General features: G+C 42.1%; 17 protein-coding genes and 1 pseudogene. All 18 read left to right on the top strand.

Annotation, left to right across the window (positions count from 1 at the left end; translation table 11 throughout):
• The first annotated feature begins 21 nt into the window (after positions 1 to 21).
• Positions 22 to 351 (top strand): MarR family EPS-associated transcriptional regulator, encoded by a 330-nt coding sequence (locus tag QGM61_RS14035; protein WP_281133335.1) that lies wholly within the window; start codon positions 22 to 24, stop codon positions 349 to 351.
• The gene (gene rfaH / locus QGM61_RS14030) at positions 348 to 842 is read left to right on the top strand and encodes a transcription/translation regulatory transformer protein RfaH (RefSeq protein WP_281133334.1); all 495 of its coding nucleotides are present in this window, start codon (positions 348 to 350) and stop codon (positions 840 to 842) included. Before QGM61_RS14035 ends, rfaH begins: the two co-directional genes overlap by 4 nt.
• A 1,083-nt stretch (positions 843 to 1,925) precedes the next feature.
• Positions 1,926 to 3,353, top strand: a complete 1,428-nt coding sequence (locus tag QGM61_RS14025; protein ID WP_281133333.1) for a lipopolysaccharide biosynthesis protein — start codon at positions 1,926 to 1,928, stop codon at positions 3,351 to 3,353.
• A gap of 21 nt (positions 3,354 to 3,374) precedes the next feature.
• Complete coding sequence (locus QGM61_RS14020; RefSeq protein ID WP_281133332.1) at positions 3,375 to 4,259, top strand: FkbM family methyltransferase; 885 nt, start codon at positions 3,375 to 3,377, stop codon at positions 4,257 to 4,259.
• Between the two features lies 1 nt (position 4,260).
• On the top strand, positions 4,261 to 5,916 hold the full coding sequence (locus tag QGM61_RS14015) for an MBL fold metallo-hydrolase (RefSeq protein WP_281133331.1): 1,656 nt from the start codon (positions 4,261 to 4,263) through the stop codon (positions 5,914 to 5,916).
• Positions 5,917 to 5,939: 23 nt separating this feature from the next.
• Positions 5,940 to 6,641 carry a cytidylyltransferase domain-containing protein gene (locus QGM61_RS14010; RefSeq protein WP_281133330.1) on the top strand — a complete coding sequence of 234 codons (702 nt, stop codon included), beginning with the start codon at positions 5,940 to 5,942 and terminating at the stop codon, positions 6,639 to 6,641.
• Positions 6,638 to 7,567 carry a phosphoglycerate dehydrogenase gene (locus QGM61_RS14005; RefSeq protein WP_281133329.1) on the top strand — a complete coding sequence of 310 codons (930 nt, stop codon included), beginning with the start codon at positions 6,638 to 6,640 and terminating at the stop codon, positions 7,565 to 7,567. The genes QGM61_RS14010 and QGM61_RS14005 overlap by 4 nt, the downstream gene beginning before the upstream one ends.
• A complete protein-coding gene (locus tag QGM61_RS14000) occupies positions 7,560 to 8,312 on the top strand; it encodes an SDR family NAD(P)-dependent oxidoreductase (RefSeq protein WP_281133328.1) in 753 nt (250 codons plus the stop codon). Before QGM61_RS14005 ends, QGM61_RS14000 begins: the two co-directional genes overlap by 8 nt.
• 25 nt (positions 8,313 to 8,337) lie before the next feature.
• The gene (locus tag QGM61_RS13995) at positions 8,338 to 9,162 is read left to right on the top strand and encodes a 6-hydroxymethylpterin diphosphokinase MptE-like protein (protein WP_281133327.1); all 825 of its coding nucleotides are present in this window, start codon (positions 8,338 to 8,340) and stop codon (positions 9,160 to 9,162) included.
• A 1,258-nt stretch (positions 9,163 to 10,420) separates the two neighbouring features.
• Positions 10,421 to 11,542: pseudogene (locus QGM61_RS13990) on the top strand (transposase).
• Between the two features lie 307 nt (positions 11,543 to 11,849).
• A complete protein-coding gene (gene gmd, locus QGM61_RS13985) occupies positions 11,850 to 12,968 on the top strand; it encodes a GDP-mannose 4,6-dehydratase (protein ID WP_281133326.1) in 1,119 nt (372 codons plus the stop codon).
• A gap of 6 nt (positions 12,969 to 12,974) precedes the next feature.
• Positions 12,975 to 13,940: a GDP-L-fucose synthase family protein gene (locus tag QGM61_RS13980; protein ID WP_281133325.1), complete on the top strand. Its 966-nt coding sequence runs from the start codon at positions 12,975 to 12,977 to the stop codon at positions 13,938 to 13,940.
• Positions 13,941 to 14,414: 474 nt separating this feature from the next.
• Positions 14,415 to 15,158 carry a glycosyltransferase gene (locus QGM61_RS13975; RefSeq protein ID WP_281133324.1) on the top strand — a complete coding sequence of 248 codons (744 nt, stop codon included), beginning with the start codon at positions 14,415 to 14,417 and terminating at the stop codon, positions 15,156 to 15,158.
• The gene (locus tag QGM61_RS13970) at positions 15,158 to 16,003 is read left to right on the top strand and encodes a hypothetical protein (RefSeq protein WP_281133323.1); all 846 of its coding nucleotides are present in this window, start codon (positions 15,158 to 15,160) and stop codon (positions 16,001 to 16,003) included. The genes QGM61_RS13975 and QGM61_RS13970 overlap by 1 nt, the downstream gene beginning before the upstream one ends.
• Entirely contained in the window at positions 15,996 to 17,093 is a 1,098-nt protein-coding gene (locus QGM61_RS13965) for an NAD-dependent epimerase/dehydratase family protein (RefSeq protein ID WP_281133322.1), read from the top strand. The genes QGM61_RS13970 and QGM61_RS13965 overlap by 8 nt, the downstream gene beginning before the upstream one ends.
• Positions 17,094 to 17,191: 98 nt before the next feature.
• Complete coding sequence (locus tag QGM61_RS13960; protein WP_281133321.1) at positions 17,192 to 18,088, top strand: glycosyltransferase family 2 protein; 897 nt, start codon at positions 17,192 to 17,194, stop codon at positions 18,086 to 18,088.
• A gap of 7 nt (positions 18,089 to 18,095) precedes the next feature.
• Positions 18,096 to 19,220 (top strand): hypothetical protein, encoded by a 1,125-nt coding sequence (locus QGM61_RS13955; protein ID WP_281133320.1) that lies wholly within the window; start codon positions 18,096 to 18,098, stop codon positions 19,218 to 19,220.
• Between the two features lie 38 nt (positions 19,221 to 19,258).
• A partial coding sequence (locus QGM61_RS13950) for a transposase (protein ID WP_281133319.1) occupies positions 19,259 to 19,499 on the top strand: 241 nt, incomplete at its 3' end.

Below are 19,499 nucleotides of genomic sequence, written 5' to 3'. Positions count from 1 at the left end.
AGTGAACATTGATGCAATGCTATGCTAACCGACGACGCTCGATACAAGATTTTCAAGGCACTAGAATCGAATCCGGACATGAGTCAACGACAATTGGCTGCAGAGCTAGGTATAAGCTTGGGTCGGGTCAACTATTGCTTGCAGGCGTTGATTGAAAAAGGGCAAGTAAAGGTCAAAAACTTCAGTCAAAGTGCCAATAAGAAGCGATATCTCTACGTATTGACTCCCGCTGGTATAGAAAGCAAGGCTCGGCTAACCAAGCGATTTCTTAAGCGGAAAATCGCTGAGTATGAGGCACTAAAGGCCGAAATCGCTGAAATTCAAAAGGACTTGGAGCGGCATGTTCCATGAGTTGGTACGTTCTGCAATGTAAACCCAGCCAACAACAGCGCGCCGAGGCAAATCTGCGCAACCAAGGCTTTGAAATTTACAGCCCGTTCCTAACAGCCGAGCGTATTGTCCGCCGTCAACGTGTGGTTCGTCGTGATGCGATATTTCCTGGCTATATATTCATCCAGCTGGATCTAAGCCAAGGTAATTGGGGCGCCCTGAGGAACACACGCGGCGTCGGTAAGATTATTAGTTTCAATGGGTACCCAAGCCGCGTATCTGGCGAGCTGATTGATGCGCTGCGTCAGCGATTTGGATGCAAGCACAAACCTATTACCCTTTTCCGAGAGGGCGATAAAGTGCTTATTACCGAAGGTTGCTTCAAGAACATCGAAGCCATCGTCAAAGCTGTAACCGCGGATGACAGAATTAGTGTCCTGCTGAACATTCTTCACAGTCCCCAAATAGTCAACTTCCAAGTCACCCATGTTGCAAAAGTAGGTCAGATATGATCAGCGTAGGCCTAAGAATCTTCGTTTTCTAGCTTTTGTGGCACCGGTCCCTATTAATGATATTCTTGACTAAAAGACTAAAAGACTAAAAGACTAAAAGACTAAAAGACTAAAAGACTAAAAGACTAAAAGACTAAAAGACTAAAAGACTGACAAACTGAGGGAGTGATGGGGCGGACTTAACTCCCATCCCTTAAAACTAAGATGCTGCAGAATTGCACGGGTAGGGCGGTAGCGTGTCTGAGTGCGTAATCTTGGATAACAGTGGGTCCATCTATGTGCTCATTGAAAAGATGGAGGCATCTGGTAATGGAGGATATGACGATTCCGAGAATAAGAGGGGGGGTAGTCAATGGAATCTAGCCCAAACTTTCTCAGTCAATATTTTTCGCTCCCGGCGGCATAACTGTATGGGCCAACTGAATGCGCATTGCGACCTACAATGTGAAAAAATAAACACATTGAGCAACGAATACGCTCTGTGCTGACAACTAAGTTCACGTACTCGATGAACGCATATATTGGACGAAAGGGTAATATTGAGTGGAGGCTCAATTGATAAACATATTTAAAATTCACGCTGAGAAGCTCGCCCCCTGCTACGTAGCGTAGTTCTGAGAAAGTAACGAAATCGAACGCAGTTCTCTTAACCTGGGTAGGCTGCTTGTGGCAATATTTACTCTATTCTTACCAGTCGGGTTATTGGCGACCAAGGAAACCCTGCCGATTAGACCTTGGCTCCTCTCCATTTGACTGCCAGTGCTCTAATAATAGGCAAAAAACATGTGCAAAAACTAGGTCAATTAATTTAGAGAGTATGAGTGTTAAATTGGTCTTTATTGGATTTCAGTTATGGCATTCATAAATATGCAATTCCGCACATTAAATATGCTGTGATCCACAATTTTATATACGTACTTAACACTAATCGTTCTAGATTGCACACTTCTCATGGCCACAGACACTATAGTAAGACTACTACGCGAAATATTTAACCTTTTGATGTTTGATACGTATCCCGGCGAATCGGTGTGGGCGCAACCGCCTGAAAAAACGTATCGACAACTAGCTATACCCTAAAATATGAAATTTGAGCGCGCATTCAAGTGGTCCATTCTCTCAGAGGTTTCTGCAAAGCTCGTTCAGCCTGTCGTATATTTGATCCTCGCCAATATTCTCGTGCCGGAGGACTTTGGTGTGATGACAGCAGCAATGATGGTGGTTGCTTTTTCTCAGATTTTCTGGGAAGCAGGAATGGGTAAAGCGCTGATCCAGCGACAGACTCATATAGAGGAAGCAGCAAATTTTGTGTTCTGGGCAAATTTGGCTGTTGGAATCTTGATAGCTGGTTGTCTGTATCAGTTTGCGAGTTCAATAGCTATTTCTCTTTTTCAGGATGATCGAGTTATAGCCGTAATTCAAGTTATGTCTCTTCATGTGCTCCTAGGAGCTGCGTCATCGGTTCAAACCGCGTTACTACGAAAGAGCATGGAGTTTAAGAAGCTGTTTTGGGTTAGACTTTTGACAGTGAGCGCGCCAGGCTTTGCATCTATACCACTCGCTTTGAATGGGTGGGGGTATTGGGCATTAGTTGCAGGTGCTTTAGCCGGACAAATATTAGAACTACTAGTTTTATGGCGGGTAAGCCCCTGGCGTCCGACGTTGGAGGTTGCTAAAAGTGTTTCTATTCAGATGGGTAAATTCGGGGGTTGGGTTACTCTCACAGGCTTTTTATCGTGGTTTTATGTGTGGGCAGATACTCTCGTAGTTGGGAAATTTATGGGTTTGTCTGATCTAGGCTTGTATCGGATTGGTCAGCAACTAACTGGTATTGCATTTTCGCTTATCTTTACTTCCATAATACCAGTAATCTATAGTCATTTTTCTATTCATCAAAACAATCGCGTTAGGCTTCAATTAGAAACCCAGCAAGCGATTGAGCTAGGCATATGGGTTGCGGTACCAATTGGCGTTGTCCTCTACGCTCATAGTCATCAACTAGAGCATGCCCTTTTCGGTCCTGAATGGATTGGATTGGCAACAGTTATTGGGTTGATGTCTATTCGTCAGGCATTTGCGAGTGTAACATTTATAAATGGGGAGGCTTATCGTGCCATAGGCAAACCACAATATGAAACAATAGTCTTAGCTCTTTCACTCATTTTCTATGTCCCTGTTTATTGGTACTTAGCGCAAATCGATATGAGAACTTTCCTGTTTGGTCGAATAGGTCTTGTGATCGTGTCGATGATTGCGCACTTGTATCTTATCTCGATATTCTTAAAAGTTAATTTGCTTAAAATATTTAATGTGCTTTTGATAGTTACCACTGCCAGTAGTTTTACCATTATGGCAGTCAATTACATAACAAAACTACTTATAGGCAACATGATAGTTCAAGTCTTTGTCTCAGTCGCCGTCAGTCTTTTTGGATTGGCGTTGATCTTCTATTCAGTTGAGAAAAGCGGTTTGATGAAGGTAGTGTTATCTTTCATTTCCAGAAAAAGTTAAAAAGTCGAATGAGTAAATAATATGAGCGTATTAAACAACTCGCGGTTTAGATTGCTAAAAAAAGTTGTAAGGAAAGTGCATCATTCACTACGATCCGATAAACCAAATGAGCACCTACCATCCTCTACTGCCAAACTCAAAAAACTGAATAGTGGAGTTATTGTATATATCCGGCCTAGTTTTTCTGATGATGCCAGGCTACAAGAGTTTAGTACGTCAATATATGTGCCTAACAATTCGATTACTAGTAAAGTTGTTGCCAAAAATCCATCCGTGATATTTGACATAGGTGCTAATATTGGCCTTAGTTCGTTATCCTTATCTTTGGCATTTCCTAGTGTCACTAAGATTATAGGCGTGGAGGCTGAGTCTGAGAATCACACACTCTTGAAACAGAATTACGGGTTATGGAGTGGGAATCAGAATATAAGAGATGGGAATCCACCAGCAGTATTTCAGTCTGTTTATGCAGTGGCTTCGAATATTAGCGAAGACTTATCTGATTCAATCGGAATATCTCGATTAGCTGAAGGCGTTTCTGCATCTGGCACGTTTCGGTTCACCGATGCTAATAGTGACGAGAGTGTAACTGCTAGTAATCTGGCAGAGTCTCAGACTGTTTTCTCGCGCCGAAAAGTTAATATGAAAGAGTTGTATGACACGTATCTAGGTGCGAATGAATTTGCCGTGCTTAAAGTCGATATAGAGGGTGGAGAAAATGAGTTGTTCAAAGGAGACTGCGAATGGCTCGAAAAAACAGTGTACTTAACGATTGAGATTCACGATAGATTTGGCCTGCCAAACTCTTCAAGAAATATCATGCGTAGTATAGTGGATTATGATTTTGCAGTAGTACCGGGTGCTGATGTGCTTTATTGCTATAATCGGAAGATATTAGGACTTTGAGATGATAGTTCCCCTAAATAATTTGGGCCAGTCCGGTTTCTGCTTGCATTTTCCAGATGCAATAATATACGTGGATCCATATTTGTCTAACTCTGTTCAAGAATTAGATAGTCCAGATTTGTCACGACTGGCTCCTATACCTTTTCCACCTGAAGAAATAGTTGATGCCGACTGGGTTCTAATCACGCATCATCACATAGATCACTGTGATCCTCACACATTGCCCGCATTGGCTGCGGCTTCTCCGACAGCGAAATTCATAGGACCTTCACCGGTCATAGCGAAGCTGAATGAATGGGGTATTAGTCAAAATCGAACCTTCAAGGCCAATTGTACGGATTGGTTGACGATCACCCCACGGATCAAGTTAATAGCGACATTATCAGCTCACCCTGAAGTTTTATATGATGAGCTCAATAGTTCTATTTATGTCGGATACATAATCGAATGTGATGGAAAACGAATATATCATGCCGGCGATACATCACTGTCTCGCGAAGTTATCGATGATGTAGTTAAGAAAGGACCCCTACACACTGCATTTTTGCCCGTCAATGAACGAAATTATTTTCGTGAGAGGCGAGGCATTATTGGAAACATGAGTGTTCGCGAGGCATTTGGTTTTGCACAAGAAGTCGGTGTAAAAAATGTTGTCCCTGTACATTGGGATATGTTCGCAGCTAATGAAGTGACTCCAGAGGAGATCTTTGCGGTATATGATCGATTGCAGCCCAAGTTTCGGTTATCCTTTAAGCCGACCAGTATAAATCTCGGAGATGTCAAATTTAGTTTTGTAATACGTACACTCAACGAGGCAAGATACCTACAGGACCTGCTTGAAGCGATATTAAGGCAAAATGTAGAGGGGTCGACCTACGAAGTTGTGATAGTCGACTCTGGTTCGACTGATGGCACGCTAGATATTGCCAGAAATTATGGCTGCCGGATCCTTCACATAAATCGAGAGGATTTTTCTTTCGGCAGATCTTTGAATATTGGGTGTGAAGCGGCACTTGGTGAGGTCCTGGTGATCACGAGCGGACATTGTGTTCCTGTAGATGAAAAGTGGTTGTCCAAGCTATGCGCTCCACTTTTTGGAGGCGACGCAGAGTATGTCTATGGAAGACAGATTGGGGGGAGTGACAGCTACTTTAGCGAGACAAGGATTTTTAACAAATACTTTCCCGAGCAATCGAAAATTCCTCAAAAGGGTTTCAACTGCAACAATGCAAACTCAGCATTGCTGAAATCCATTTGGCAACGTTATAAATTTAATGAGGAGCTTACTGGCCTGGAGGATATGGAGTTGGCCAAGCGCTTAGTCTTGGATCATGGCAGAGTTGCATATGTTGGGGACGCTAGCGTTTATCACTACCATTCTGAGTCGTGGTCTCAAATTAGGAGGCGCTTTGAGCGTGAAGCTATTGCTCTACAACAAATTATGCCCCAGGTTCATGTAAGCGTCCTTGATACCCTAAGATATTTTGTTGTTAGTGTGTTTAAAGATTTTTATTCCCGCACACACAAAGAAAAGAAAGCGAGGCTCAAGGATATTGTTCTCTACCGCTGGAATCAATATTGGGGTACTTTCAAAGGCAACCATAAGCACAGAAAATTGTCCATTGAGGATAAAGAGAAATATTTTTTTCCTGAGTAACTAAACAGTCTGCATGGGTATTTATGAAAAAGCCGAGAATAGTCGCTCTATTGCCGATGAAAGCTAATAGTCAAAGAGTTCAAGGGAAAAATTTCCGAGATTTTTGCGGGAAGCCTTTGTTTCGTTGGGTCCTAGATACTTTGCTTGAGATTAAAGATATAGATAAGATTGTAATTAATACGGATGCAGTCGGAATTTTAGAAGAACATGGCGTTGTGAGCACTGACAGAATTGTAATTCGTAAGCGAGCGCCAAAGATTTGCGGTGATGACGTTAGTATGAATTTAGTGATTGCTGATGACGTGCTAAATGTAAAGTCGGATCTATACTTAATGACTCACACAACGAATCCTTTCCTAAGCGCAGATACAATCCAAACGTCAATTGATAAATTCATTCACGCAAGCGGTGAAGGCATCGCGGACTCACTTTTCACAGTTAATAAAATACAAAGCCGGTTTTATTCGCAAGACGGCAGTCCGGTAAATCACGACCCCAAGAGACTTGTTCCTACTCAGCAGCTCGAACCATGGTATGAAGAGAACTCGAATCTCTACATTTTTACTCGAGAAAGCTTCGCTAGGACTAGTGCTCGAATCGGTAGTCAGCCAATCATGTACGAAAGTCCGTTGTTAGAGTCTGTAGATATTGATACTCCTAGCGATTGGGAGTTTGCGAAAATCGTTTCAATGTATTTGAACGAAATAAGAAGAGCTAGCAAATGAAAATATTAGTTACTTGTCCGCCAATGCTTGGCATGCTTACTCATTTCGCAGGGATTTTTGCGGAATTTGGAGTCGAAGTTACAGCCCCAAAAGTGGTGCAGACCTTAAGTGTCGATGATCTGATGAAGTTAGTTCCGGAGCATGATGGATGGATTATAGGTGATGATCCAGCGAACGATAATGTTTTTAGTGCAGGTAAGGCGGGAAAACTAAAAGCTGCTGTAAAGTGGGGGGTCGGTGTCGATAATGTCGATTTCGAAGCATGTAATAGACTTGGCATCAAGGTCGCTAACACGCCCAATATGTTTGGTAACGAAGTAGCAGATGTGGCCATTGGTTATGTTATTGCACTGGCACGCGAAACATATGTTATTCATGAAGGTGTTCGCCAAGGTTTGTGGCCTAAGCCTCGGGGGATATCTCTCAGTGGTCGCACAGTCGCATTGATAGGTTATGGCGATATTGGTAAAAATGCGGCTCAAAGATTGTTAGCGTTCGGTATGAAGGTTATCGTTTATGATCCGGGCCAAATCAATGTAGTTGAGTCCAATTCTATTAGACGAGAAATTTGGCCAAATTGTATAGATGAGGCGGATTTCATCGTTATAACTTGTGCCCTAACACAGAGCAGCTTTCATATGATCAACGCTGAAGTGCTTGCTCAGGCTAAGAGGGGCACACGGATAGTGAATGTTGGACGAGGTCCTGTGATTCATGAAGAGGCGTTAGAAAATGCCCTTAGGTCTGGGCAAGTATATTCCGCGGCATTGGATGTCTTTGAGGTCGAACCGCTTCCTCTCAATTCCTTCCTACGTGAACATCCTCGCTGCGTGTTCGGTTCTCATAACTCCTCGAATACCATCGACGCGGTTATCAAAACAAGTGAGTTAGCAATAAACAAGTTAATGGGATTTCTGGGTGAGTAACTATAAAAGGACGGCATTGGTTACTGGGGCTGGTGGTGGAATTGGCGTTGAACTAGTGAACGCGTTCACAGAGTCCGGTTACACCGTAATCGGTACCGATCGGGTCGTAATGCCCAAAAGCCTTAAATGCGCAACCTATCTTAAATTTGATTTAGAATCGCTTGTTAATGACGAAGTAACCGCGAACCGGTTCTTTTCTCATGTCCGTGATGAGTTATTGGAAGATCGACTTGACGTATTAGTGAATAATGCTGCGATCCAAATTTTAGGCGGTGTTAATTCCTTAAGCCGAATGGACTGGCGATCCTCTCTTGATATTAATGTGATCGCCCCATTCCTGCTAGTGCAAGGCCTGGTTCGTGAGCTGGAGAGGGGGTGTGGAGGAATCATTAATATAAGTAGTATACACGCTCGCCACACTAAAGAAAATTTCATAGCTTATGCAACTACTAAGGCGGCCATCTCTGGGTTGACGCGAGCCATGGCTGTTGACTTGGGGGCGCGAATTCGCGTGAATGCCATAGAGCCAGCTGCGATCGAAACAGATATGCTTAGAGCCGGGTTCGAAAATGACCCAGATCGTTTTCTTAGATTGGAGAGTTGCCACCCGTTGCGTCGTATAGGCAAACCTTGCGAGGTTGCTAGGCTCGCGGTGTCCATAGCAGAAGGCGGCTTTAACTTTATGCATGGAGCCTGCATTAGCCTAGATGGTGGTATTGGCAACAAACTTAACGATCCAATTTAATGATTCTATTTGTAGGAGGCAAGGTATGCCAGTTAGTCAGACTATTCCTGATCCGGACAACCCCATTCTAAAGTCCCGTGAAACTATAAACCCATATCGGAGTGCTTTGCGTTCAGCTGGAAGTAGATTGTTATGGGACTTAAGATTTGAATCATGGCGATCGCGTAGAATATTAAATTCCTGGAAAGATAAGTTCTCAGGTGCCGATAAAGCTGTGATTTTATGTAATGGGCCTAGTCTTTTAAAAAGCGACTTGTCATTGTTAGATGGGGTTTTTACTTTTGGGTTAAACAAGATCAATTTGCTATTCGATCGATCTGATTTCAGACCTAGCTGTATTGTGTCGGTAAATCCTTTCGTTATCTCGCAGAATGCAGAATTTTTTAATAAAACAGACATCCAGCTTTTTCTTGATAATTATGGTGTCAAAAAGAAGGAAATCAAGGCGCGCAGTAATGTGGCGTTTATGCATTCTTCCACCGCTGGCTTCGCCAGAGATTGTTCTATGAGTATAGATCAGGGATACACCGTGACTTACGTTGCTCTGCAATTAGCTTTTCATATGGGATTTCGAAACGTGGCTTTAATTGGTGCGGATCACAATTTTGCTGTTAACGGCCCTGCGAACAAGACAGTGGTAGCGGATAAAGAAGACGAAAGCCACTTCGACCCTAACTATTTCGCAATCGGTTCTAAGTGGCAGCTTCCCGATCTCTTTCAATCAGAAGTGTCATATATGCGTGCAAAACAGACATATGAAGCCTTTGGCGGTCGTGTGCTCAATGCTACTGATGGTGGAAAATTGGAGGTGTTTCCTCGAATTCGTCTTGAAGAGTTTATTAGAGAATAGTCAAGGAATTGATCGTAAAATAATCCTCTCGCTAAGCGACTTGTGTAGTGGCGAGCGCGACAAGAGTCAGAATTTAGTGAGTAGCTTTCAAGCGACGAACGTAGAATTTAAACGGCCAAAGTATTAGTGTGCAGAAAATAGACGATAAAGATGACACGATTGGTGAGATTTATTGAGTCTGTGGCTTAGGCATAACTTTAGAAGTTGAATAACGTAATAATAGAACCTTGAAAGGTTATATCAATGCACTAAACGCGGCTAAGAAATATATAAGGCGCATACGATGATGGTTGATAATCTCCCTGTGGTTCCACAAAGTAATAAACGATATGTGTACGCGAGATTATTTCAGGTGACTCATAACCTGGATAAGTTAAAGATCTGTTTAGTTATGTTTGAGTTTCGTACACAAATTTGCAATTTATAGTTTAGTTGCAATTGGTTTCTCATTTCGGGTGTTCTCGAAATATAAATGAGAAAAATTAAACTAATTGGTTCGTCTTACAAAGTTGTCATGGACATTCTTACAGCAATCAACGTGTATGTCATGTCTGCATGAAATTGTAGACAAGCCCTAAAGTAAAGTGGGAAAGCCTCAATATGAAAGGTGAGCTCTATCAGTAGATAACTTTATCGTTAAATGAGTGAATCTTCATTGGCCACAGTTGCAGATGTCTCATCGACCCTCGTTTGCAGAGATTATGCGTTCCAGATCAAAATGGCGGTTACGAGCGTATTATGATGGTCGAATGTTTCCCCTTGGTAGCTTCCAAGTAATGAGTTTTTGGAAGACATTGAATATAAGGTTATTTTTTCAGCGAGCATTCTACAGCAGTAGGCGCCTCAGCTGAATAATAGATAACCGAAAAATTGAAATTAGTTTGTACATAGGTGAGTTCTCTTCTGCTTCGTTTAATAAAGCATTTTTCAATGAAAAATCGTGTTCATAAATAATACACGGAACGAAGGTATATAAAATTCGTTGTCGTGTCTCTTTAGCAGTCGTACATTGCTAAAAAGATTTTCAAAGGAGTTCTATCAATAATGAATGGCGGCTAATAAAGTCAAATAGGTAAATGACGAAGTTCCTAGTACCGATGTAGCTTTTTGATTAAAAATGTTGTCTAGATGTTAATTTGGGCAATAGTTTTCAAACAATCTTGCCGGATAATGTGATTAAACTAGCTCCCAATAAAATCGGACGCTTCGTTTGAAGTTAAGACCTAGGCATAGCATTAGGCCTAAGGAGTGTCTAAGAATGGATAGAATCGAAATTTTAACCGGTGTGCAGTGACGCAGACAATATACCGTTGAAGAGAAAGCGGTCATGGTTGCCGAGCTCATGAAAAGAGGCGTGTCGGTCTCGCTTGTCGCAAGAAGGTATGGTAAATCCGCGAGCCTGTTGTTTGGGTGGAAGAAGTTGATGAACGATGGTGGGTACTCGACCATTAAGTCGGGCGACGAGGTTGTTAGTGCCCCGGAAGTTAAAGCACTGAACAAAGACGTTCGTGAGCTTGGACGCATGTTGGTACGCACAACCTTTTGTGCGGGGATCCTTGGTGAGGTGCTTGAGGTAGCGTAGACAAAAAGTTGGTATCTCGCTCGCCGTTGCTGCCGCTGGACGATTCCCAGTAAAGCAGGTGGCGCAGTTGCTCGAGGTCTCGCGCTCTTACCTGAACGACTGGCTTAAAGGTCGTCAGACAGGACATCTATGCAAGGCGAGCCAGCAATGGGTATCGGCGGGTGACAACCAGGTTGAACCGCCTGCAGCGAGCGGCTAACGAGCCGGCGGTCAGCTACGAACGGATTTACCGGATTATCAAGCATAATGAGTTGCTGCTGCGCAGATACTCTGAAGGACTCGATGAGCGTTGTCATAACGGCGCGGTTATAACTCTGATGCCGAGTCTTCTCTGGAGCTCTGATGGCATTGAGGTCCGTTGTTGGGACAAGCAAATAGTATGGGTAGCATTCAGTCAGTCTGGACTCGTCCGATCCGATCGGCATGTCATGTGGTATGTGGCGACTACAGCTGGCATTAGCGGTCAGATAGTGTAGGACCTGTTGATTGAATAGCTTTAGCAGTTCGATAATCACGGCACACCCAACTGAGTGGTTGACTGACAACTCCAGTTTCTACATTAAAAAGATGACGCGCGACTTCGCCAAAAGCCAGGACTTTGTTGTCTGCACGACCTCCGCTCGCAGTCCACAAAGCAACGACACGGCAGAGGCCTTTGTAAAAACGTTTTAAATTGATTAAATGTACCTGAATGATCTGCCAGATGCGTGAACTTTAATGGAGAAATTGGTGCACTGGATTGAAGATTATAAAGAGACTCATCTACGTGTGGGTCTCAAAATGAAATCGCCACGTTAATATCGAGCATTGACGTGAGAATCTTAACTCGAACGATCAGCATTGATCCGTTTTTATGCAATTAGGGTATAGCATCAGAGAGTGTACGCATAGTGCAATTAGGCCAGATTAAGTGCGTTATTGTACAAATTGATCGACGTTTGGTCTCAGTAACATTTTTATTTGGTTTCGGAGAAATCTATCGTGGTATCTGGGAATTTACACTAGTAGATGTATAGTTACCTTTAACTGGATCCCGGCATTAGAAACATAGGTAGTGTTCCAATCGATCTAGAATTAAAACTGTACATGTTAAAAAGGAAGAATAATGAAGAAAGCGTTAATAACAGGTGTAACTGGTCAAGATGGCTCTTATCTAGCAGAGTTTCTACTCGAAAAAGGGTATGAGGTTCACGGAATCAAACGTCGGGCGTCGCTATTTAACACTCAGAGAATCGATCATCTCTATCAAGATCCGCATGTCGAACACCAGCATTTTGTTCTCCACTACGGTGATCTAACTGACTCATCTAATCTCACACGCATTCTGCAGGAGGTTAGGCCGGATGAGGTATATAACCTCGGTGCGCAGTCTCATGTGGCGGTTTCATTTGAATCTGCAGAATACACAGCGGACGTTGATGCGATAGGAACACTTCGACTTCTTGAGGCAATTCGGCTTCTTGGTTTGGAAAAATATACGAAATTCTACCAAGCGTCCACATCTGAGCTCTACGGTCAAGTCCAAGAAGTACCGCAAAAAGAAACTACTCCTTTCTATCCTAGATCACCTTATGCTGTCGCAAAACTTTATGCCTACTGGATAACTGTAAATTACCGTGAGGCTTATGGTATGTATGCCTGTAATGGCATATTGTTTAACCATGAATCCCCACGACGCGGAGAGACCTTTGTAACTCGCAAAATAACACGTGGTTTGGCTAACATTGCCCAGGGGTTAGAGCAATGCCTTTTCATGGGCAATATGGATGCTTTGCGTGATTGGGGGCATGCAAAAGACTATGTTCGAATGCAATGGATGATGCTTCAGCAAGATAAGCCAGAGGACTTCGTTATTGCTACCGGCAAGCAATACTCTGTGCGCGAATTTATTTGCTGGACTGCTAGCGAGCTTGGTATTACGTTGCGCTTTGTTGGCGATGGAATCGATGAGGTAGGGATTGTTGATGGAATTGTTGGAGGGGATGCTCCAGCTCTATCGGTCGGAGATGTGATTGTTCGAATTGATCCTCGGTACTTCCGCCCAGCCGAGGTTGAGACTTTGTTGGGTGATCCGACTAAGGCGAAACAGAAGCTCGGATGGAGTCCAGTGATCTCCGCTCAGGAGATGTGTGCTGAGATGGTAGCTGAAGATCTTAAGGTGGCTAAGCAGCTTTCATTACTAAGACAACACGGCCATGTGGTTAGTCTTTCGGTGGAGAACTAGTTGGTGATGGGAAGAAGACGTATATTTGTAGCAGGCCATTCAGGTATGGTGGGAAGTGCACTGTTAAGACGATTACAGATTGAACAAGATTCGATCCTGATCACGCGTACCCGAAGTGAATTAAATCTATTGGATAAATCCGCTGTTCAGAATTTTCTTGAATATGGGAAGTTTGATGAGGTTTATCTCGCAGCAGCGAAGGTAGGCGGTATTCATGCCAACAATATTTATCCAGCGGAATTCATTTATGAAAATCTTATGATTCAGGCCAATGTAATCAATGCTTCACACTTGTCGGGTGTACAAAAGTTGCTATTTCTTGGCTCCTCATGTATCTATCCAAAGTTTGCAACGCAGCCTATGAATGAAAGCGCACTCCTTACTGGCAATCTTGAACCGACCAACGAGCCCTATGCTATTGCCAAGATTGCTGGCATTAAGCTATGTGAAAGCTATAATAGACAATATGGTCGAGACTATCGAAGCGTTATGCCCACCAATCTATACGGCGAAAACGATAACTTCCATAGTGAGAACAGCCACGTGATTCCCGCTATGATGCGTCGCTTTCATGAGGCAAAGGAACAGAAATTGAATGAGGTGTCAGTTTGGGGTAGTGGCGATCCGAAACGTGAATTCTTGTACGTAGATGATATGGCAGATGCGAGTGTACATGTCATGAACCTTGACGTAGAAACATACAAGAAAAATACCAAGCCTATGCTCTCCCATATTAACGTCGGCTCAGGCGAGGATTGCTCGATTCGTCAACTTGCTGAGACCATGAAGAAAGTCATTGGTTTTGAAGGGGAAATAGTTTTTGATACATGTAAACCCGATGGAACACCACGAAAACTAATGGATGTCACGAAATTGAAAACTCTAGGGTGGAGCTATAAGACACCGCTAGAAATAGGTCTGCAACGCACCTATGAGTGGTTTTTAAAGAACCAAGACACGATAAGGCAATGAGCAGGTCTGTAGAAAACGGTATAATTTATTCATACTCTATAATTAGTAGCCATTAAGATTTGCGATGGTTTAATTATATGCTTCTCAGCTATGAGCGTTTAAAGCTAAGATATCATGGATAATTGATAATGCCACAATTACGAGTCGCTATGTGAGTGCATGCTTAATCAGACTCGTTCGTTTTATGTTGTCAACTAATAATCAAGTCACTCTATTATTTTCCGAGATATAGTTTCATTTGTGAAATACTAAAGTCCAATAAACGCCTTACGAAGGAGTCTAGGATAGGCTTCATCAAATTGAGACCTGACTACTATAAAATGTTATATGCGGTATATTTTTTTATCGTGGAAATATTTTTTTAGTGAATTGCTTGAGGCAGACTATTGTTAGTTCTCTCTTTTGCGCGGACGTATTGCTTAACTGTAATACTATTTATGCAGTATGTAACGCATATGAACCAGGATGTTACCAATGACAAAAATAACAACTATGACAGAGACAGAGTTTGACGTTGTGATAGTCTGTTTCAATGATGATGATAGGTTGAAGGTAACAATTGATTCGCTCATTAAAGTCGGATTCAGAAATCAAGTAATTGTGCAAGATGGATCAATGCTTGAATCTACCCGTGTCTATCTCAAAGCAATGGAAAAGTATCTGAATATTGATCATGTGCAGACTCAAGATAGTGGACTATACCACGCTATGAATTTGGCCGCTCGTAGAGTGAGAAGGGATTATTTCCTGACATTGAATTGTGGTGATCTTTTGCTTCTGCCAGTGTTGCCTGCTGTGAATCAATTTTCATTGGCCTTCTGTGCAGTCCAGATAGAATTTGTTCAAAAAAATAAACAGTCGCATGTATACATACCACAAATAACTTTTATGCATCAAAGGATGGCATGTTGTCACCAAGGTGCGATTATTAAAAAGACTTTATTTCAGCAGCTAGGAGGTTACGATCTGACTTATAAGATAGCAGCCGACTATGATTTCATGCTGAAAGCTATCAGTTACGCACCTGAGGTGATCGTCCTTAAAGATATTGAGATCGTGCGATTTCAAGGTGATGGTGGAATGAGTGAAAGGTTCAGATTCGTGCTTGAAATGGAAACTGCCCGTATTAAGAACAATTACTTCTCTAGTTCGCTTCCTGCCAAGCTCCTTAACTATATTGTACATTCGCTTCGCTACATTAAATTTAGGTTTTCTTAATGGACGCATTAGTTTTCGGTGCCGGTACGATATATAGGGAATTTTATCGGCCGATACTTAAATCTCTCGGGTTTCGTCAACACCTAGTAGACCCAAGACTTGATTCTCATAGTGAATTGCCATCACGCGACTATGATGTAGTTCTTGTGCTAAGTCCGCCTCAAGCGCACTTCGAAAATTTCCAATTCTTGTATGAACAGAAAATCAAGTGGAAACGCTTAATAGTAGAGAAACCGGCTTTAGTAACACGTCAGCAATTTCTCAAAACAGTTGGGCTCTTTGCACACAAAAAAAAATCGGATATTTGCACGGTTTCTCCAAGGAGACTGAGTCTTGCTTTTTCATTTTTGAGAGCAAACGCCCTGTTGGTCAAGTCAATAGAGCTCAAATACGGCATCCAGAGTAAATGGACGCAAATGAGCGCTTCTGATGCTAAATATAATTCATGTGTCTATGATTTGGGGACGCACTTCTTTGATGCAGTTCAATTTGCTTTATCGAATTGCGTTTCAGGATCTGCTGTCGTTGAATACAGTAAGCTTTCGTTTAACGCTTTTAAAGTCAGGTACACAATTGGTTCCTGCAACGTCAGCATTTCTGTGTCTAGGGCCAGCTATTACGTGAATTACTTGTCTATAACCTACGTTGATGGGGCTAAATCTATTTTACCATTGGACCTAAATGATACAGTTTTTTCGACTGGCCAGCCATTTATGCCAAAATTGGATACTACAAATGCGATATCTGAATTTTTGAAGTTTTTAAATGGCGAGGATAGTCTACTTTTCTCACCTATGGATCAGTTCTATCCGATCATTGAATTGCTGGATTCGGTAAATGATTAATTTATATGTATCAGGCGCGTCAGGTGCGGTAGGATCTAGGTTCATTCAGTACATCATAGATTGTAAAAGTGGTGTCGAACTCATTCTGATCTCCTCTACTATAACTGGCTATGAGAGACTCCAGGAGAAGTTTGGGTTATACAAAAATGTTCACATACAAAAAATCGAAGATCTCTACTGTATCAGTTCCGATGCGCAAAATTACTTCATCAATTTTGCCTTCATTGCTGATGGCGTACCTTGGGCTAGAATTCGCAAGAATTTTTTGCTCGTAAAAGCTTTGGCAGATTTTTCAAAGGCCCACGACTTTGAGGCATTCGTGGAAATTAGCTCTCAATCAGTGTTTGGATTTCGACTTGAGAACACTGTAGATGTTAATTCGAACTTTGGGTTTTGGTGCGAAGAATACGGATTAACAAAGAGGGCAGGGGAAAGAGCTGCTGAGAAATCCCTGAAAAATTCATCAACCCGATTATCAATCATTAGATTAGGAAATGTTCTTTTTAGAGAGTCTGGTCCGTTTACTCAACGAATCTTTAATATTTATTTTTCCAGACACTTTTTGTCACTGAATCAAGATGGCTATGTGAACGGTACTTTCCTTGAGAATGCTATAGCTGGCATTTGGCATGTAGCATTGAATGCAGGCGAAGCGAGATTCAACAATATTTACCACTTTTCGGAGATATCGGAAGTAAAATGGAGCGACATATACAAGCTTATAGATAGTCAATTTGGGGGGTATAAGAGAGTTTTATTAGAAGAAACTGGCGCGGAAGTAACCAAGCGTACTTTGGTCGCAAATATTACAACAATGCTTAAATCTAAATACGCTGCGCCCATAATTCGATTCTTTTCTGTATCCGTGCCCGATAGGATTAACATTAGATTGCATTCAATCTATAGAAGAAAACGACCAATGAATTATAATCAGACCTCACATTTTGATAACTCCGTACTAGAGGCGTTCTCTGAAAAGAATCAATTTAAGTGTCACTATCCAGCGACATTTGACTTTCCCATAAACCCCGCTAACGCTTCGCAATCATTGCAGGCCATATACTTAAGTCACATTGAGCTTCAAGATTAGTCTTGCTGATAGATAGGGTATGGATTACTAGGCAGCGAGAAAGTTTGAGTTCTGTCAAGTGCGCTGAGTGTTAGAGGTCTTGCTTAAGGCATCCTCCATTGACTACTATTATTACTCTAAATTTAGTCGTTCCTACCTTTAAGAACTCCAGCAAGCTTGTTAATGCGATCTATTCAATGATTGATGCGACTTCGGATTATGATTGCGTCATTTATATTGTCGACAATAATGTCCCAGCTGGTCTAGATCCCATTGCACAGGACCTATTTTCAGGATATCCGAATATTGTTGTACTTAATGGTGACGAGAATGGCCCCTGCCAAGCAAGGAATAAGGCTGTTCGGCTAATGCGCTTTGCCGATTACGTATTCTTTTTGGATGATGATGTTGTGATCAATAGAGATTATATTCATTTATCATTGCGTGCTTTCGAGAAACAATTAGATGCCGGAGCAATAACATTTAATAGTTATTTAGTATCATCGCCGCTCAGGTCTATTTTTCGCTCTCTTTTGATAAGCTTGCTATTTTTGGGTAGGATTCGAGATCCTCGTGGTATAGCAAGAAGTCGCGTTCCATGTAATGTAGTTAGTGGTGGTAACTTCGCCATTAGGGGTGAGTTTGTTGATACAGTAAATTGGGATGAAAGCTACAAAGGTTATTCATTTGCGGAGGATGTTGATTTTGGGATCCGCGCTACAAGAGAAATGAACATCTATTACGAGCCAGACGTCAATTTGATTCACGACACGGTGCTGAAAAACGAAAGCGATACTGATATTCTAAGAAGATATTTGGGTTACTGTTACGTTGTAAAGAAAAATTTCTCCATTAGCGCAATTATAATTATAAATCTATCTGTAATGTTCGTTTTACGGGCAGTTCTTAAACGAAGGCCAAAACTAGCGATAGATCTTCTAGTGCGCTTTTCGCCGAAAGTAATATTTGCCCCAGACCATAGTAACATTATTAAATTGTATTCATCTTTAGGATGAACTGCATATGATTATTAAGATGCCGCTAAGTGGTCTTTCCCCCATTAAGAATAGCTTAAATTTGATATCGGTACTTTTTGTCGGTATTTTCATAGTCTTCAATTCCGGCGATGGAGGTATTTCTGTTACTTCCCCAGGTCTGTATATTGCAGCTGGTATGCTGGTGTTGCTTTCAATACAACTTATTCTTCGGTGTGGATCGAGTTTTCGGAGAGCGTCCCTTGTAGATATTTTAATTGCGCTTTCAATTCTAATATTCTCAGGCGCCCAAGCTTACCTTAATAATGAAGATGTAATCACGGTCGTGGGTCGGAATGGGTTCTTATTCACGACATTGTTTTTATCAAGGTTTATTCATGAAGGGAATGCAAGAAAAATATTTACGCTGTTATTTTACTTGTTCATTTTCGAAGTTGTATTAAGGTTTGCTACAGGGCTTGCAAGCTTTGGCGGTTTGTATGACTTAAAAAGATCATTTTTTTTCCCCGATACGAATTTCGTAGGTGTAGTACTAGCGCCAATGATTGCTTACATATGCGTAGTGAGAAGCAATTTAACGATTCCTGGGCTAATGCTGATTCTACTGACAGCGTCTCGTACTGCCTATATAGGTCTTTTGTCGTGTATTTTCGCGCTTCGATTCCCACGCATTGCGCTGGTGGTCCTAATATTGTCCATTGTCGTATTGTTTGCCTTCAGGGGCCCAATCTTTTCGTTCTTGTATTCGCTTGATGGAAGCTTGGCAACTAAAATCGATATCTTTAATAACTCCATTGCGGTATTGAGCGACCCTTACAGAATCATAGTTGGATATGGGAAAACGGGCATACTTGAGTATGCATTTGATGAATCTGGCAGGCAGCTGCACGTTGGTCATACTTTGCCTGGCAATATTTCTCAATATGGCTTGATTCTTCCGATGGCGGTCACTTTCTATTCATTAAGATTCGTGCCTCGCAAATTTAAAATCGCCATTTTTGTTTATTTAATGGCTACGGGGTTGTCCGGCTTATTCCCGTACGCCTATATCGGGTTCATGGTAATTTTATTTAAGTCAGCTTTTTTGGCAATCAAATGCAATGCTAGCTTGAGCTCAGATTGTAATCCCCCCGAAAAACCGAGGCAGTTATAAGTAGAAAATTCCGTTAACATTAGCACAAGGAGTTTTCTATGAAGAAGTCACGATTTACTGATAGTCAGATTCTGGCCGTTCTCAAGCAGGCGGACGCTGGTGTGCCAGTCCCGGAGCTGTGTCGCGAGCATGGCATGAGCAGTGCAACATTTTACAAGTGGCGAGCGAAATTCGGTGGTATGGACGCCTCGCTGATGAAACGGATGAAAGAGCTGGAGGATGAGAATCGTCGGCTCAAGAAGATGTACGCCGAGGAAAAACTCAAGGCTGAGATCCGCC

The organism is Pseudohongiella sp. SYSU M77423 (assembly GCF_029911965.1).
In the GTDB taxonomy this organism is placed as follows: Bacteria; Pseudomonadota; Gammaproteobacteria; order Pseudomonadales; family Pseudohongiellaceae; genus Pseudohongiella.
The sequence above is the reverse complement of the archived record's forward strand: the minus strand, read 5'-3'. Positions and strand labels throughout refer to the sequence as shown.

What these genes read in the sequence shown, in the direction of transcription:
- QGM61_RS14035 (WP_281133335.1), top strand. Translation starts at nt 22, where the DNA reads ATGCTAACCGACGACGCTCGATACAAGATTTTCAAGGCACTAGAATCG.
- rfaH (WP_281133334.1), top strand. Translation starts at nt 348, where the DNA reads ATGAGTTGGTACGTTCTGCAATGTAAACCCAGCCAACAACAGCGCGCC.
- QGM61_RS14025 (WP_281133333.1), top strand. Translation starts at nt 1,926, where the DNA reads ATGAAATTTGAGCGCGCATTCAAGTGGTCCATTCTCTCAGAGGTTTCT.
- QGM61_RS14020 (WP_281133332.1), top strand. Translation starts at nt 3,375, where the DNA reads ATGAGCGTATTAAACAACTCGCGGTTTAGATTGCTAAAAAAAGTTGTA.
- QGM61_RS14015 (WP_281133331.1), top strand. Translation starts at nt 4,261, where the DNA reads ATGATAGTTCCCCTAAATAATTTGGGCCAGTCCGGTTTCTGCTTGCAT.
- QGM61_RS14010 (WP_281133330.1), top strand. Translation starts at nt 5,940, where the DNA reads ATGAAAAAGCCGAGAATAGTCGCTCTATTGCCGATGAAAGCTAATAGT.
- QGM61_RS14005 (WP_281133329.1), top strand. Translation starts at nt 6,638, where the DNA reads ATGAAAATATTAGTTACTTGTCCGCCAATGCTTGGCATGCTTACTCAT.
- QGM61_RS13995 (WP_281133327.1), top strand. Translation starts at nt 8,338, where the DNA reads ATGCCAGTTAGTCAGACTATTCCTGATCCGGACAACCCCATTCTAAAG.
- gmd (WP_281133326.1), top strand. Translation starts at nt 11,850, where the DNA reads ATGAAGAAAGCGTTAATAACAGGTGTAACTGGTCAAGATGGCTCTTAT.
- QGM61_RS13980 (WP_281133325.1), top strand. Translation starts at nt 12,975, where the DNA reads ATGGGAAGAAGACGTATATTTGTAGCAGGCCATTCAGGTATGGTGGGA.
- QGM61_RS13975 (WP_281133324.1), top strand. Translation starts at nt 14,415, where the DNA reads ATGACAAAAATAACAACTATGACAGAGACAGAGTTTGACGTTGTGATA.
- QGM61_RS13970 (WP_281133323.1), top strand. Translation starts at nt 15,158, where the DNA reads ATGGACGCATTAGTTTTCGGTGCCGGTACGATATATAGGGAATTTTAT.
- QGM61_RS13965 (WP_281133322.1), top strand. Translation starts at nt 15,996, where the DNA reads ATGATTAATTTATATGTATCAGGCGCGTCAGGTGCGGTAGGATCTAGG.
- QGM61_RS13955 (WP_281133320.1), top strand. Translation starts at nt 18,096, where the DNA reads ATGATTATTAAGATGCCGCTAAGTGGTCTTTCCCCCATTAAGAATAGC.